Below are 13482 nucleotides of genomic sequence, written 5' to 3'. Positions count from 1 at the left end.
CCGTAAACGCCTGAAGCCGACCCGCGCGTCCGTGCACGGGCCGGCAGGAGCCGAGCGAATACCTAGTCTTCGATCACCGGGTCGAACTTGTAGCCCAGGCCGCGCACGGTGAGGATGCAGCGCGGGTTGGCCGGGTCGGACTCGACCTTGGCCCGCAGCCGCTTCACGTGCACGTCGAGGGTCTTGGTGTCACCGACGTAGTCGGCACCCCAGACCCGGTCGATGAGCTGACCGCGGGTCAAGACACGGCCGGCGTTGCGCAGCAGCACCTCAAGGAGCTCGAACTCCTTCAGCGGCAGCTGCACCTGACGGCCGCGGACGGCCACTATGTGACGGTCGACGTCCATGCGGACCGGGCCGGCCGCCAGGACGGCCGACTCGACCTCCTCGACGTCACCCTGGCGGCGCAGCACGGCGCGGATGCGGGCGACCAGCTCACGGGAGCTGAAGGGCTTGGTGACGTAGTCGTCGGCGCCGAGTTCCAGACCGACGACCTTGTCGATCTCGCTGTCCTTGGCGGTGAGCATGATGACGGGAACCTTGGACCGCTGCCGGAGGGATCGGCAGACCTCGGTGCCCGGGAGCCCCGGGAGCATCAGGTCGAGCAGCACGAGGTCGGCGCCGTTGCGGTCGAAGGTCTCCAGCGCCTCGGGCCCGGTGGCCGCGACCGCGACCTCGAAGCCCTCTTTGCGCAGCATGTAGGAAAGGGCGTCGGAGAACGACTCCTCGTCTTCCACGACGAGTACCCGGGTCATGTGGCCGCCTCCAGGGGAGTTGACGTTGTGCGGGGTGGGGCGACCGCGACCCCGCCGAAGGCGGGGAGGCGGAGTGTGAAGGTCGATCCGGAGCCTTCTTTGCTCCAGACCGAGACCTCGCCGCCGTGGCAGACGGCGACGTGTTTGACGATGGCGAGCCCGAGGCCGGTGCCACCGGTCGAGCGCGACCGGGCCGCGTCGACCCGGAAGAAGCGCTCGAAGATGCGTTCCTGGGCGGTCTCGGGGATGCCGATGCCCTGGTCGCTGACGCTGATCTCGACCGAGTCGCCGGCCGGACGGGCACTCACCACGATGCGGGTGTGCTCGGGGCTGTAGGCGACCGCGTTGTCGATCAGGTTGCGCAGGGCGGTGACGAGCAGTTCGTCGTCGCCCCAGATGTTCAGCCCACCGGCGCCACCGGCGACCAGCAGGATGTCTTTGGACGCGGCCTTGGTGCTGCACCGGTCGATGGCCTCGTGGACCGCCTCGTCGACCGGGACGGGCTCGGGAGTGGGGATCTTCTCCGCGCCCTGGATGCGGGACAGCGTGATCAGGTCTTGGATGAGGTAGGTGAGCCGGGCCGCCTCGTGTTGCATGCGGCCGGCGAAGCGGGTGACCGCCTCGGGGTCGTCGGCGGCGTCCTGGATCGTCTCGGCGAGCAGGCTGAGCGCGCCGACCGGGGTCTTGAGCTCGTGGCTGACGTTGGCGACGAAGTCGCGGCGGACCGCCTCGACCCGGAGCCGGTCGGTCTGGTCTTCGGCCAGCACCAGCACCTGGCCGGTGGAGCCGAGCGGCGCGACACGCACGGCGAAGTTGGTCGACTCCTGGCCGAACTTACGGCCCGGGACCTCGATCTCGCCCTCGCGGATCTCGCCGTCGCGGCGGACCTTGCGGGCCAGCGCGAGCAGTTCGGCCGAGATGAGGTTGTCGCCCCGGACCAGGCCGTAGGCGCGGGCCGCCGAACTGGCCCGCAGGACGCGGTCTTCCCTGTCGAGGACGACCGCCGAGGACGGAAGCACCGCGAGCAGGGAGGCCACACCCGGAGACAGCGTGTCTTCGGGTGGGGAGGTCGGCAGCGCTGGAGGTTCGGACTGCCGCCGGATCGCCAGCATGACGAGGGTGCCCACCAGGAAGCCACCCATCGCGGCAAGACTCGCCAGCAACTCATTCACGCCTCGATGCTAGGCGGGAATATGGATGTTCCTCACGGCCTAATGCCTACTGACCACGGCCTTTCCGGAAGAGTTCACTTTCCGGTTTCAGATCGTTCACGAAGCGACGATTACCGTGACGGGCATGCGCGACGCCTATCATCTCGAGTTGGACACCCTCACGATCAAGCTGGTCGAGATGACCCGCCTGGTTCGCTCGGCCATGTCCCGGGCCACCACGGCCCTTCTCGATGCCGATCTTCACCTGTCCGAGAGTGTGATCTCTCAGGACGAAGAGGTCAACCGGCTCTACGCCGAAGTTGAGACCTCCATCTACGAGCTGATGGCCACTCAGCAGCCCGTCGCGATCGACCTCCGTACGGTCATCACCGCGCTGCGCATGGCCGCAGACCTGGAGCGGATGGGCGACCTGGCCGAGCACATCGCCAAGATCGCCCGGATGCGCCACCCCGAGTCGGCCATTCCCGCCGAGCTCCGCGACACCATCGTCGAGATGGACCAGATCGCCGAGCGGCTGATCACCAAGACCGGCACCTGCATCGCCACCCGCGACGTCGAGCTCTCCAAGGAGCTCGAGGCCGACGACGACGCGATGGACATCCTGCACCGCCGCCTGTTCCGCGTGCTGCTCTCGCCGAACTGGAGCCACGGCATCGAGGCCGCGATCGACATCACCCTCGCGGGCCGCTACTACGAGCGCTACGCCGACCACGCGGTCCGCGTCGCCCGCGACGTCGTCTACCTGGTCACCGGCTCCCGCGACGGCGGCGAGGAGTAAACCCCAAAACGAAATCCCCGGCCCTCGGGGGGCCGGGGATTTTCTTATGCCTGAAACGAGTTATTTGCCCTGGTTGGCCACGGCCTCGATGGCTGCTGCGGCGGCCTCGGGGTCGAGGTAGCCCGAGCTGACCGGCTTGTAGTCGGCGTCGAGCTCGTAGCGCAGGGGGATGCCGGTGGGGATGTTCAGGCCGGCGATGTCGGCGTCGCTGATGCCGTCGAGGTGCTTGACCAGGGCGCGCAGCGAGTTGCCGTGGGCGACCACGAGGACGGTCTGACCGGCGGCCAGCTGCGGCACGATCGAGTCGTACCAGTAGGGCAGCATGCGGTCGACGACGTCGAGCAGGCACTCGGTCTTCGGGCGCACCTCGGCCGGCAGGCCCGCGTAGCGCGCGTCGGCGAACTGGGAGAACTCGTCGTCGTCGGCGATCGGGGGCGGCGGGGTGTCGTAGGAGCGGCGCCAGAGCATGAACTGCTCATCGCCGAACTCGGCGCGGGTCTGCGCCTTGTCCTTGCCCTGGAGGGCGCCGTAGTGGCGCTCGTTCAGCCGCCACGACCGCTGGACCGGCAGCCAGAGCAGGTCGGCCGCCTCCAGCGCGAGGTTGGCCGTGCGGATCGCGCGGGTGAGCAGGGACGTGTGCACCACGTCGGGGCGGACGCCCGCCTCAAGCAGCAGCCGGCCGCCGCGCGCGGCCTCCTCCTCTCCGGCGGCGGAGAGGTTGACGTCGACCCAGCCCGTGAACAGGCCCTTGACGTTCCATTCGCTCTCGCCGTGCCGGAGCAGTACCAAAGTCGCCATGACCGGCATCTTAGTGGTGGACGGTTAACGCTCCGGGTCGGCGAAACGGGCGAAAGCCTGCAAATTGGCAGTCGACTCCCCGCGTTCGAGCCGCCACTCCCACTCACGCCGTATCGAGGTGGCGAAGCCGATCTCCAGGGCCGGGTCGAACAGCTCGTCGGCGTAGGTCAGCACGCACCCGAGCAGCCGGTCGACCTCGGCCTCGGTGACCCCCTCGTGGGGGATCCGGCCGACGAGGTGGACGTCTCCCCGGTGGTCGAGGGCGAAGTGGACGCCGTACATCGAGCCGTTCTTGGCCAGGAGCCAGCGGTAGAACTCCTGGTGGTTCTCGTCGGGGCCGCGGCAGAAGAAGGCCTCGATGTTGAGGGCCTGTTCGTCTTCCACCAGCCAGACCATGGTCTGGAGCTTGTGGGTGCCGGGGAGCTTCACCAGGTAGGAGCCCGGCCGCGGGCTCTCGTAGGTGAGCTCCATCGACGTCAGGGCCGTCTCGATCACGGGTGCGACGCTCATCGGGCGGCCGCCACGGGCAGGAGCTGGCTCATGGCTCCGGTATACACCTCCACCAGCCGCGCGGCGGTGGCCGACCAGCCGAACGCGGCGGCGTGGCGGATCGCCCCCTCGGCGAGGAAGTCGCGCCAGGCGGGGCGGTCGAGCAGCCCGGCCAGCGTGCGGGCCCAGTCGGCCGGGTCGTGACCGTCGACGAGCAGGCCCGAGACGCCGTCCTTGACGGCGGTGCGCAGACCGCCGACCGACGCCGCCACGACCGGGGTGCCGCACGCCTGCGACTCCAGGGCGACCAGGCCGAACGACTCGTTGTGCGAGGGCACCACGGTGACGTCGGCGGCCCGGTACCAGTCGGCGAGCTCGGGCTGGGGCGCGGGCGGCGCGATCCGGACGAGATCGGCGATGCCCAGCTCGGCCGCGAGATCGGTGAGCAGCGACGGCCGGGCCAGGCCGGTGCCGCTGGGGCCGCCGACGCAGGCCACCACGAGCCGATCCCTTAACGCCGGGTCGTCGGCGATCATGCGGGCCGCCGCCTTGAGCAGCACGTCGGGGGCCTTCAGGGGCTGCACGCGGCCGACGAAGAGGAGCACGGCGGCGTCCTGCGGCAGGCCCAGCCGGTGGCGCGCGGCGCCCTTCGAGGCGGGCTGGAACACCCGGAGGCTGACCCCCGGGTTCACCACGCTCACGCGGTCGGGCGAGGCGGCGTACAGGGAGATGAGCTCCTGGGCCTCGGCGGCCGTGTTGGCGACCAGCTTGTCGGCGACGTCCACCACCTGTTCCTCGCCGAAGACGCGGGCCGGGGGTTCCGGGCGGTCGCCCTCGGCCAGCAGCAGGTTCTTGACCTTGGCCATGGTGTGCATGGTGTGCACCAGCGGCACGCCCCAGCGCTCCTTGGCCAGCCAGCCGACCTGGCCGGACAGCCAGTAGTGCGAGTGGATCACGTCGTAGCGGCCGGGCTCGTAGATCGCCTCGGTCCGCAGGACGCCCGACAGGAACGCGCACATCTGGCCCGGGAGGTCCGAGCGGTCGAGCTCCTCGTAGGGGCCCGCGGTGACGTGGCGGACCGTCACCCCCGGCGTCAGTTCGACGATCGGTGGCAGGTCACGTGCCGTCTGCCGGGTGAAGATCTCGACCTCTATGCCGAGCTCGGCCAGCCTTTTGGCCGTCTCCACGATGTAGACGTTCATCCCGCCCGCGTCGCCGGTTCCCGGCTGATCGAGCGGTGACGTGTGCATGCTGATCGTCGCGACCCGGTTCACCCGACGCACCCCACACCACCTCCAAACAACGACTAACCATGACACTCAGCCCAAGATTCCCGCCCTCACTAGGATTGCGGACATGACGAGAACAGCGGTGGTCACGGGGGCCAGCAGCGGAATCGGTGCCGCGACGGCCCGGCGGCTGGCGAAAGAGGGGTTCCAGGTCGTGGCGGCGGCCCGTCGTCGTGAACGGCTCGACGACCTCGCCGCCGAGCACCCGGGGATCGTCCCGATGACCCTCGACGTCACCTCGCAGGAGTCCGTCGACGCCTTCAACGCCGCCGTCCCGACGGTCGACGTGCTGGTCAACAACGCCGGTGGCGCGGTCGGCCTCGAACCGGTCGCCTACGGCCTGCTCGACGACTGGCGCGAGATGTACGAGGTCAACGTCCTGGGCACGCTCCGGATGACCCAGGCGCTGCTGCCGAAGCTGGTCTCCAGCGGCGACGGCGTGCTGGTCATGCTGACCTCGGTGGCCGGGCTGGTCTCCTACGAGGGCGGCGGCGGCTACTGCGCGGCCAAGCACGGCCAGACCTCGATGACCGAGGTGCTGCGCCTGGAGCTCGTCGGCGAACCGGTGCGGATCATCGAGATCGCCCCCGGCATGGTGGAGACCGAGGAGTTCGCGCTCAACCGCTTCCGCGGCGACGCCGACAAGGCCAAGAAGGTCTACGAGGGCGTGCCCGGCCCGCTGACCGCCGACGACATCGCCGACGTGATCTCCTTCGCGGTCACCCGCCCGGCCCACGTGAACATCGACCGACTGGTGATCCGGCCCCGCGCGCAGGCCGCCCAGCACAAGGTCCACCGCGTGTCATGAGACCCGTCGGGGCGATCACCCGGGGCACCACCGGCCACAACCGGCTCCGGCGCGCCGACCGCTGGCTGGCCGCCGTCCACGGCGGGCTGTTGCGGGCCGCCGCCGATCCGCTGGTGATGGACCTCGGGTACGGCGCCTCCCCCGTCACCACGCTTGAGCTGTTCGCCCGGCTTCGCGCGGTCCGGCGGGAGGTCGAAGTGGTGGGAGTGGAGATCGACCCCGAACGGGTCGCCGCCGCGATGGCGTACAGGACCGAGGGGTTGGATTTCCGCCGGGGCGGCTTCGAGATCCCGGGACGTTCCCCGCTGGTGATCCGGGCCTTCAACGTGCTGCGGCAGTATCCCGAGGCCGAGGCCTGGCGCCACTGGGAGCTGATGGCCTCCCGGCTCCAGCCCGGCGGGGTGATCGTCGAGGGCACCTGCTCGGAGATCGGCCACCGGGCCGTCTGGGTCGGCCTCGACCGCGAGGGGCCGCGCACCCTGACCTTCGCGGCCCGCTTCAACGGCGTCGACCGGCCCTCCGACCTGGCCGAACGGCTGCCCAAGACGCTCATCCACCGCAACGTTCCCGGCGAGAGGGTGCACGCCTTCCTCACCGACTGGGACCGGGCCTGGGCGGTCTCCGCACCTTTCCGCGCCTACGGGACCCGGCAGCGCTGGATCCGGGCGGCTGAAAGTCTTCAGGACTCCTGGCCCGTCTACCGGACCGCTCCGTTCGGCGGAACGGCCCGATGGCGGCTCGGTGAGCTGTCCCTGCCCTGGTCGGCGCTTGTAAGCTGAACCACAACCCACCCTCCCTCTACGGGACGTAGTACTACGCCGGGTAGGCTGAATGTCGTGAAGGGTCTTGGCGAGCTTGAGCGCAGCATCATGGACGTTCTCTGGGCGGAGCGGGCTCCGTTGACCGCCCGCGAGGTGGGGCGGCTGATCGCCGATCGCGATCTGGCGCCGACGACCGTCATGACCGTGCTCGACCGGCTGACGCGCAAGGGCTTCCTGACCCGCGTCCGCGACGGCCGCGCCTGGCGATACGAACCGGCCGCGAGCCGGGACGCCTACATCGCCGAGCTGATGCTGGAGGCCCTCGACATGACCGGAGACCGTTCCGCCGCGCTCACCAGGTTCGCCCAGGCCGTGTCCGGCACTGAGGCCGACGTGCTCCGAAAAGCTCTCACGGAGCTGGAGGAGGAGTGATCGCGGCCGTCGCGCTCGCCGCGCTCGCGACCGTCTGCGCGCTGGCCGCGTGGCGGATGACGTCGGTCCGCTGGACCTGGCGGGCGCCGAGGGCCGCGATCGCCCTGTGGCAGGCCCTCGGCCTGACATGGGGGCTCGCCTCGGTGGGCGCGCTGCTGGCCTACGCCCTCGAACCGTGGGGGCGCGGGGTGATCCACGGGCTGGTCTACCTGGTCACCCACTGGCGTGAGCCCGCGGGGCTCCAGCGGGTGGGCGCGCTGGCCGCCGGGCTCGCGCTGCTGACCGTGCTGCTGGCCGTGGTCGTGGTGGCCATGGCGCAGACCCTCCAGGCCCGCCGCCGCCACCGCCTGCTGCTGTCGCTGGTGGCCCGCGACGAACCCGCCGTTCCGGGTGTACGTGTGGTCGACCACCCCGGCGCCGCCGCCTACTGCGTACCGGGGCTGAAGTCGCAGGTCGTGATCAGCGAGGGCACCCTGAGCCTGCTGTCCCGCGACGAACTCGCCGCGGTGCTCGCCCACGAAGACGCCCACGCGCGCGAGCGCCACGACCTGGTGCTGCTGCCGTTCGCCGCGCTGCGCTGGGTGCTGCCGTGGTCGAAGGTGGTCCGCGACGCCAACGCGTCGGTCGCGCTGCTGGTCGAGATGGCCGCCGACGACCACGCCCGGCTGCGGGTGCCGCCCAAGCGGCTGGCCACCGCGCTGCTGCGCTTCGGCGCGGCCGGCGTCGCCCTGACCCCCCACGGCGCGCTCGGCATGGGCGCCGAAAACGTGATGGCCCGGGTGAACCGCCTGGTCAAGCCCGGTCCGGCGATGCGCAGACGCTACCGCTACGGCATCGTCGCGGGGGCCGCCCTGCTTACCACGTCGGCACCCCTTTTGTGGTTCTTGCCCCAGTGAGTTAGCTATCGTTAACCAGAGCGTTTGCAAATGCATACAAGCTCTGGCAAGCTGGACGACATGGAACTCCCCAAGGTCGGCTCGATCGGTGAATACATCCGCGAGCAGCGGACGCAGGCGAAGATCTCGCTTCGTCAGCTCGCGGCCCAGGCGGGGGTGTCCTTTCCATACCTGAGCCAGGTCGAGCGAGGCGTGCGCAAGCCGAGTGCCGAGATACTCAACCAGATCGCCAAAGGGCTGCGCATCTCGTCCCAGGCGCTCTACGTGCAGGCCGGACTGATCGACGAACGTGAGCCCGACAGTGACGTCCTGGCGGCGATCCGCGCCGACGTCACGATCACCGGGCGCCAACGCCAGGTGCTGGTCGACATCTACGAGTCGTTCCGCAAGGAGAACCGGGCCGCGGAAACCGAAGGAGCCCAGCCGACGCAACCGGCTGAGCCCCTGGATGCGGCCTCACTAAACGGTCACGCCACTTCAGAAGGGTACAACCTGTCATGACCATCGCCACCGAGGTCAAGAAGATCACCGAGTCCAAGCCGTTCTACGCGCTGACCGGCGCCGGCGACTACGCGGTCGAGAAGCTGCGCGAGATCCCCGACCGCGTCATCCAGCTCCAGCAGATCCGCCGGGAAGAGGCCTACGCCTACGCCGGCCGCGTGCAGGGCAAGGCCGAAGACGTCGCCAACACCGTCGCCGAGCGGCTCAACGCCCTCTACGAAGACCTGGCCAAGCGTGGCCGCCAGATCGTCAGCCAGGCCAGCGGCGAGGCCGCGCTGGAGCTGACCGAGGTCTCCGAGGCGGCCGACCCGGCCACCGCGGCCAAGGCCACCACGCCGGTCAAGCGCCCGGCTCCCCGCAAGACCCCGACGGCCTCGAAGGCGTCGTAACGACCGAGGTCGACGGCCCCGGCGGGAGGAATCCCGCCGGGGCCACGGTTTTCTCGTCCTGCGCACTACCGAAACCAGACACTAGGCTGGTGGACATTCCGACCTTGACCCAGCGGGAGTGACGAGATGCTCAACCCTGTTCTGGACATCATCTTCTGGGGCCTCACTGTCGCGGCGTTCGGGATGTCGGCGTGGGCCCTGATCCACGCGATCCGCACCCCCGCACGGGCCTTCCAGGCCGCAGGCAAACTCAGCAAGAACCTTTGGATGATCTTCACTGCGCTGGCAACGCTATTCACCCTCGCCGCCGCGACCGGATACATGGGCGAGGGGATGTACATGCTGAACTTCCTAACCATCGCCTCGGTGATCGCGTCCGGCATCTACCTGGCCGACGTGAAGCCTGCCGTCAACGAGTACAAAGGCGGCAGCGGCGGCAACCAGGGACCCTACGGTCCGTGGTAGGGGGCCTGTTCAGTCGAGCAGATGCCCGACGCGGGCAACGGCCGACCTTCGCCCGTCCGCGTCGTTAAAGCCAGTCGCGCTTTTTGAACTGGGTGTAGAGGATGACCGACGCGACCAGCCACAGGCCGGTCGACGTCCAGAATCCCCACGGCTGCTGCGAGCCCGGGTAGGGCACGTTCTGGCCGTAGAAGCCGGTGATCATGGTGGGCACGGCGATGATCGCGGCCCAGCTGGTGACCCGCTTCATGATCAGGTTCATCTTGTTGTTGGCCATGGTCATGTGGGCCTCGCGGATGTTGCCCAGCAGGTCGCGCAGTGAATCGGTCCATTCGGCGGCACGCACGGCGTGGTCGTAGACGTCCTGGAAGTAGGGCGCCAGGCTGCTGTCCCTGATGACGTCGTTGCGGCGGAACAGGGTGTTGACGAGCTCCCGCATCGGGGCGACCACCCGCCGCAGGCCCACCAGGCTCTTGCGCAGCTCGAAGGTCTGCCGCTGTTCGTCCCGGCCCGGCAGGGTCTCGTGGAACAGGCCCTCTTCCAGTTTCTCGATCTGGTCGTCCATCGCCTCGACGACGTCGAAGTGGGTGTCGACGACGTAGTCGAGCAGGCCGTGCAGCAGGAACGCCACCCCGTGTTCGGCCAGGTTGCCGCCGGAGTCCCAGCGCCGCTGGACCTGGTCGATCGAGAACGACTCGCTGGTGCGTACCGTGACCAGGGCCCGTTCGGTGATGAACGCCGACGCCTCGACCGACTCCAGACGACCCGTGTGCTCGTCGAAGTGGGTGGCGTAGACGTTCAGGAACATGTGGGTGTCGTAGATGTCGAGCTTGGGGCGCTGGCTCGGGTGCAGGGCGTCTTCGATGGCCAGCGGGTGGAGGCCCAGCTCCTCGCTGATCGCGTCGAGGTCGGCGCGCGTCGGCGTGCACAGGTCGAACCAGACCACCGCGTCGGGCTCGTCGAGATGATCGGAGACGTCGGCGATCGGGAAGCCCTCGGCTTCGAGTTTCCCGTTGCGGTAGAGCCGGGTGCGTGCCACCGGCTCAGCCTACTCCGCAGGTGTTTCAGGCCATTCTGACCCGGAGCTCCCCCACCGGCCGGCCGCCGCCCGTGATCGGCGGAACCAGGCCGTCGGGGACGTCTTCTCCCAGGGCCTTCAGCGCGTAGGCGGTGACCGCGACGCGGGCCCGCTGGCCGCCGTCGACGATCTTCACGGCGGCGGCACGGCCGTCGGACAGCGCGAACGCGTCGAACGCCTCCGCCCCCGCCTTCAGCATCAGCCCGGGGACCCCGCGCATGAGCGCCGCCTCGGGCCGCTTCGTGCCGCTCGTGTGCTCGGGGTGGGCGCGCATGGCGTCGGCGACCCGGCGCTCTCTCGTCCCCTCGGCGGCGGTGACGATCCGCCGGAACGCGCGGACGACCCCGACCATCGACACGTAGAACAGCGGCGCCCCACAGCCGTCGACGCCGGTGGCGGCGATCCGCTCCGAGGTGAGCTCCTCGACGGTGCCCCTGATCGACTTCTGCAGCGGATGGGTGGGGTCGAGGTAGCCCTCGGTCGGCCAGTCGTTGACCGCGCAGGTCGCGAGCATCGCCGAGTGCTTGCCGGAGCAGTTCATGTAGACGCGGCCGTGGTCGAGGGAGGCCCGGTCGTCGGGGTAGTCCTCCGGGCACCGCAGCGCCGACTCGTCGAGACCGGCGTCGCCGAGGATGCGCCGGGCGCCCTCGACGTGGATGGACTCGCCCGCGTGGCTGCCGCAGGCCAGCGCCAGCAGCTCGCCGTCGAGGTCGAGCCCGGCGTGCAGCATCCCGACGGCCTGCAGCGGCTTCATCGAGGAGCGGGGCGAGGCGGGGGCCTGCACGTCGCCATGGACCAGGACGGGGGAACCCTCGGCGTCGACGGCGACGACCCGGGCGCGGTGGACCGACTCCACGAACCCGGAGCGGACCACCTCGACCAGCAATTCGGACATGCCGTCGACTGTAGGGCATGGCAGAATCCGGCCATGCGCGCGGTGGTCCAACGAGTGAGCCAGGCCTCGGTGACGGTCGACGGGACCGTCGTCGGAGCAATAGATGAACCCGGCCTGATGGTCCTGGTCGGTGTCACCCACACCGACGGGCCCGCCGAATCGGTCAAACTGGCCGCGAAACTGTGGGGGCTGCGGATCCTCGACGGCGAGAAGTCCTGCTCCGACATCGGGGCGCCGCTGCTGGTGATCAGCCAGTTCACCCTCTACGCCGACACCAAGAAGGGCCGCCGCCCGACCTGGCAGGCCGCCGCCCCCGGCCCGGTGGCCGAGCCCCTGGTCGTCGCGGTCGTCGACGAACTCCGCAGGCTCGGCGCGCGGGTGGAGACGGGCCGGTTCGGCGCCGACATGAAGGTCAGCCTGCTCAACGACGGCCCGATCACCCTGGTCATCGACGTCTAGGCTCGCCAGATCCCGATGCCGAGCTCGGCCAGTTCGGCGGTGGCGCCCCGCGGGTCGGTGACCGCGCGTTCGGCCACCCCGGTCAGGTCGAGGGGGCTCCCGTCTGACGTGACCAGTTCGGCCGGTTCGCTCCAGGAGTGCCGGAACGTGGCCTTCCCCGCGTGGACCGCCGCCAGGTTCATCAGCATCTCCAACGGCGTCAGGAACAGCTCGGACAGTTCCTCGGTCTTGGCGTCCGGGAAGAGCGGCCGCGCGACGTCTTCGAGCTGGCCGTCTTCGAGCATCCGCAGCACCTGCGGCAGCCCAGGGCCGGTGAGCCCGATGGTGGCGAGGATCCCGTCGGCCTCACGCTGGAGTTGCGCGGTGGTGGCCGCATGGGTGAACTCGGGCCAGGCCAGCACCATGTCCTCTTCGGGCTCCCTGCCCTCGGCCCGAATGGCCGCCACAGTGATCTCCAGCAAAGTGGCTTGCACCGCCGCCTGGGCGGCGGGCAGGTCGTGGATCAGCGCTGTGGCGGGCCGCCCGTCCGACGGGACGAGGGACTCGCGAAACCGCGCAGCCCGGGTCGCCGAGGCCGGATAGGGATCCCGCCATGACTCTTTGCCGGGGAGCGGCTTGGCCCGCAGGGCGTCGACCTCGCTCTTGCGCGCGGCGACGAATTCGGCGAACCCGCCGAACAGGTCGCCGGCCAGATGTCCCGCGTCCAGACCCGGCTGCAGGTGGAACTCGTGGAAGGAGTTCCATGCGGAGCTGATCGCCCAGATCTCGTGCATCGCATCGAGCGCGGCGGCCGACCCGGCCACCCGCACGCCGATGGCATCGGCGCGGAACTCCCAGCGACGGCAGACGAAGCCGTCGATCACCCCGCACAGCCACCTGTACGCACGGAACGCCCACCCGGCCGGATTGGTGGGGCCGAGGGCCTCGGCGGTGGCGGTGATGGCCGTGCCGCACCGGAGGGCGACCCCGACCCACCGGGTGTGACCAGCGGCGAAGTGCCCCAGGTGGTGCGCAAGGCCGAACCGGACCTGGCCGACCGTCATCGTCTGGAGCAGCGGCAGACCGAGGAACAGAGCGCGGTGGCCCCGCACGAAGGCATGGCCGTACCAGAAATTGATCTCCGACGTGATCCGGACCTCGTGCGGAGGACGCGTTCCGGCCTCCTCTGCGACCTCCCGCACCAGCCGCCACAGCCCGGGGGCCTGATCGGCGTCGAGGGCGGGCCCGGACGAGTGTTCGTCCCGCCACCGCAGCGCCCGCCACAGCCCACGCCCCAGCGCGTAGACCAGGCAGCCGGCCCAGCCGAACATGACCAGCACGAGCAGCACGAAGCCACCTGCCGGCACGCCTCCCGGGGGTATCGCCCGTAACAGCAGAACGAACCCGATGAGCTGCGCAGCGGCCACTCCGATCAGCCCGCACAACATCACGATCGACACCAGGGCACGTCCCATGCGAGCACGTTAGTGCCAACGGGGCTTTTGTATCAGTTTGTGGCGTTTGCCGGAGTGTGTTCGCGG

General features: G+C 69.8%; 17 protein-coding genes. 9 read left to right on the top strand and 8 right to left on the bottom strand.

The window, feature by feature from the left end:
- Positions 1 to 62: 62 nt before the first annotated feature.
- Positions 63 to 755: a response regulator transcription factor gene (locus ACYQ78_RS30460; protein WP_030451587.1), complete on the bottom strand. Its 693-nt coding sequence runs from the start codon at positions 753 to 755 to the stop codon at positions 63 to 65.
- Positions 752 to 1897, bottom strand: a complete 1146-nt coding sequence (locus ACYQ78_RS30455) for a sensor histidine kinase (RefSeq protein WP_459804568.1) — start codon at positions 1895 to 1897, stop codon at positions 752 to 754. Before ACYQ78_RS30455 ends, ACYQ78_RS30460 begins: the two co-directional genes overlap by 4 nt.
- A 154-nt stretch (positions 1898 to 2051) precedes the next feature.
- On the opposite strand from ACYQ78_RS30455, the gene phoU reads away from it, so the two are divergent.
- Complete coding sequence (phoU, locus tag ACYQ78_RS30450) at positions 2052 to 2705, top strand: phosphate signaling complex protein PhoU (RefSeq protein WP_459804399.1); 654 nt, start codon at positions 2052 to 2054, stop codon at positions 2703 to 2705.
- A 60-nt stretch (positions 2706 to 2765) separates the two neighbouring features.
- Here the strand turns inward: phoU and ACYQ78_RS30445 are convergent, their stop codons facing one another.
- From ACYQ78_RS30445 to mshA, 3 genes are read right to left on the bottom strand one after another with little or no spacing between them, the layout of a single operon-like run.
- Complete coding sequence (locus ACYQ78_RS30445; protein ID WP_459804398.1) at positions 2766 to 3503, bottom strand: phosphoglyceromutase; 738 nt, start codon at positions 3501 to 3503, stop codon at positions 2766 to 2768.
- A gap of 24 nt (positions 3504 to 3527) precedes the next feature.
- Positions 3528 to 4013 carry a type III secretion system chaperone family protein gene (locus ACYQ78_RS30440; protein WP_459804397.1) on the bottom strand — a complete coding sequence of 162 codons (486 nt, stop codon included), beginning with the start codon at positions 4011 to 4013 and terminating at the stop codon, positions 3528 to 3530.
- Complete coding sequence (gene mshA / locus ACYQ78_RS30435; protein WP_459804567.1) at positions 4010 to 5242, bottom strand: D-inositol-3-phosphate glycosyltransferase; 1233 nt, start codon at positions 5240 to 5242, stop codon at positions 4010 to 4012. The genes ACYQ78_RS30440 and mshA overlap by 4 nt, the downstream gene beginning before the upstream one ends.
- Before the next feature lie 106 nt (positions 5243 to 5348).
- Between mshA and ACYQ78_RS30430 the strand changes: the two genes are divergently transcribed.
- The 7 genes from ACYQ78_RS30430 (at position 5349) to ACYQ78_RS30400 (ending at position 9533) form a co-directional block, all read left to right on the top strand.
- Positions 5349 to 6089: an SDR family NAD(P)-dependent oxidoreductase gene (locus ACYQ78_RS30430; RefSeq protein WP_459804396.1), complete on the top strand. Its 741-nt coding sequence runs from the start codon at positions 5349 to 5351 to the stop codon at positions 6087 to 6089.
- A complete protein-coding gene (locus tag ACYQ78_RS30425; RefSeq protein ID WP_459804395.1) occupies positions 6086 to 6868 on the top strand; it encodes a class I SAM-dependent methyltransferase in 783 nt (260 codons plus the stop codon). The genes ACYQ78_RS30430 and ACYQ78_RS30425 overlap by 4 nt, the downstream gene beginning before the upstream one ends.
- A gap of 57 nt (positions 6869 to 6925) precedes the next feature.
- On the top strand, positions 6926 to 7282 hold the full coding sequence (locus tag ACYQ78_RS30420; protein ID WP_459804394.1) for a BlaI/MecI/CopY family transcriptional regulator: 357 nt from the start codon (positions 6926 to 6928) through the stop codon (positions 7280 to 7282).
- A complete protein-coding gene (locus ACYQ78_RS30415) occupies positions 7279 to 8178 on the top strand; it encodes a M56 family metallopeptidase (protein ID WP_459804393.1) in 900 nt (299 codons plus the stop codon). The genes ACYQ78_RS30420 and ACYQ78_RS30415 overlap by 4 nt, the downstream gene beginning before the upstream one ends.
- A 60-nt stretch (positions 8179 to 8238) precedes the next feature.
- Positions 8239 to 8679: a helix-turn-helix domain-containing protein gene (locus ACYQ78_RS30410; RefSeq protein WP_459804392.1), complete on the top strand. Its 441-nt coding sequence runs from the start codon at positions 8239 to 8241 to the stop codon at positions 8677 to 8679.
- On the top strand, positions 8676 to 9068 hold the full coding sequence (locus ACYQ78_RS30405) for a hypothetical protein (RefSeq protein ID WP_459804391.1): 393 nt from the start codon (positions 8676 to 8678) through the stop codon (positions 9066 to 9068). The genes ACYQ78_RS30410 and ACYQ78_RS30405 overlap by 4 nt, the downstream gene beginning before the upstream one ends.
- 126 nt (positions 9069 to 9194) lie before the next feature.
- Positions 9195 to 9533 carry a DUF2516 family protein gene (locus tag ACYQ78_RS30400; protein WP_459804390.1) on the top strand — a complete coding sequence of 113 codons (339 nt, stop codon included), beginning with the start codon at positions 9195 to 9197 and terminating at the stop codon, positions 9531 to 9533.
- Positions 9534 to 9597: 64 nt separating this feature from the next.
- Here the strand turns inward: ACYQ78_RS30400 and ACYQ78_RS30395 are convergent, their stop codons facing one another.
- Both ACYQ78_RS30395 and ACYQ78_RS30390 read right to left on the bottom strand, forming a co-directional pair.
- The gene (locus tag ACYQ78_RS30395) at positions 9598 to 10569 is read right to left on the bottom strand and encodes a magnesium transporter CorA family protein (protein WP_459804389.1); all 972 of its coding nucleotides are present in this window, start codon (positions 10567 to 10569) and stop codon (positions 9598 to 9600) included.
- 25 nt (positions 10570 to 10594) lie between these two features.
- Positions 10595 to 11503 carry an asparaginase gene (locus tag ACYQ78_RS30390; protein ID WP_459804388.1) on the bottom strand — a complete coding sequence of 303 codons (909 nt, stop codon included), beginning with the start codon at positions 11501 to 11503 and terminating at the stop codon, positions 10595 to 10597.
- 33 nt (positions 11504 to 11536) lie between these two features.
- Here ACYQ78_RS30390 and dtd point away from each other — a divergent pair, with 33 nt between their 5' ends.
- A complete protein-coding gene (gene dtd, locus ACYQ78_RS30385) occupies positions 11537 to 11962 on the top strand; it encodes a D-aminoacyl-tRNA deacylase (protein ID WP_459804387.1) in 426 nt (141 codons plus the stop codon).
- Here the strand turns inward: dtd and ACYQ78_RS30380 are convergent.
- Positions 11959 to 13416 (bottom strand): M48 family metallopeptidase, encoded by a 1458-nt coding sequence (locus tag ACYQ78_RS30380; RefSeq protein WP_459804386.1) that lies wholly within the window; start codon positions 13414 to 13416, stop codon positions 11959 to 11961. The two genes, dtd and ACYQ78_RS30380, sit on opposite strands and share 4 nt — an antisense overlap.
- Positions 13417 to 13482: the final 66 nt, after the last annotated feature.

It is taken from the genome of Herbidospora sp. RD11066 (assembly GCF_054661255.1).
Note: the sequence above shows the minus strand (reverse complement) of the source record. Positions and strands in the feature narration are given on the sequence as shown.

Coding starts and splice junctions, on each gene's coding strand:
- ACYQ78_RS30460 (WP_030451587.1), bottom strand. CDS start 755: ATGACCCGGGTACTCGTCGTGGAAGACGAGGAGTCGTTCTCCGACGCC.
- ACYQ78_RS30455 (WP_459804568.1), bottom strand. CDS start 1,897: ATGGGTGGCTTCCTGGTGGGCACCCTCGTCATGCTGGCGATCCGGCGG.
- phoU (WP_459804399.1), top strand. CDS start 2,052: ATGCGCGACGCCTATCATCTCGAGTTGGACACCCTCACGATCAAGCTG.
- ACYQ78_RS30445 (WP_459804398.1), bottom strand. CDS start 3,503: ATGGCGACTTTGGTACTGCTCCGGCACGGCGAGAGCGAATGGAACGTC.
- ACYQ78_RS30440 (WP_459804397.1), bottom strand. CDS start 4,013: ATGAGCGTCGCACCCGTGATCGAGACGGCCCTGACGTCGATGGAGCTC.
- mshA (WP_459804567.1), bottom strand. CDS start 5,242: ATGCACACGTCACCGCTCGATCAGCCGGGAACCGGCGACGCGGGCGGG.
- ACYQ78_RS30430 (WP_459804396.1), top strand. CDS start 5,349: ATGACGAGAACAGCGGTGGTCACGGGGGCCAGCAGCGGAATCGGTGCC.
- ACYQ78_RS30425 (WP_459804395.1), top strand. CDS start 6,086: ATGAGACCCGTCGGGGCGATCACCCGGGGCACCACCGGCCACAACCGG.
- ACYQ78_RS30410 (WP_459804392.1), top strand. CDS start 8,239: ATGGAACTCCCCAAGGTCGGCTCGATCGGTGAATACATCCGCGAGCAG.
- ACYQ78_RS30405 (WP_459804391.1), top strand. CDS start 8,676: ATGACCATCGCCACCGAGGTCAAGAAGATCACCGAGTCCAAGCCGTTC.
- ACYQ78_RS30400 (WP_459804390.1), top strand. CDS start 9,195: ATGCTCAACCCTGTTCTGGACATCATCTTCTGGGGCCTCACTGTCGCG.
- ACYQ78_RS30390 (WP_459804388.1), bottom strand. CDS start 11,503: ATGTCCGAATTGCTGGTCGAGGTGGTCCGCTCCGGGTTCGTGGAGTCG.
- dtd (WP_459804387.1), top strand. CDS start 11,537: ATGCGCGCGGTGGTCCAACGAGTGAGCCAGGCCTCGGTGACGGTCGAC.
- ACYQ78_RS30380 (WP_459804386.1), bottom strand. CDS start 13,416: ATGGGACGTGCCCTGGTGTCGATCGTGATGTTGTGCGGGCTGATCGGA.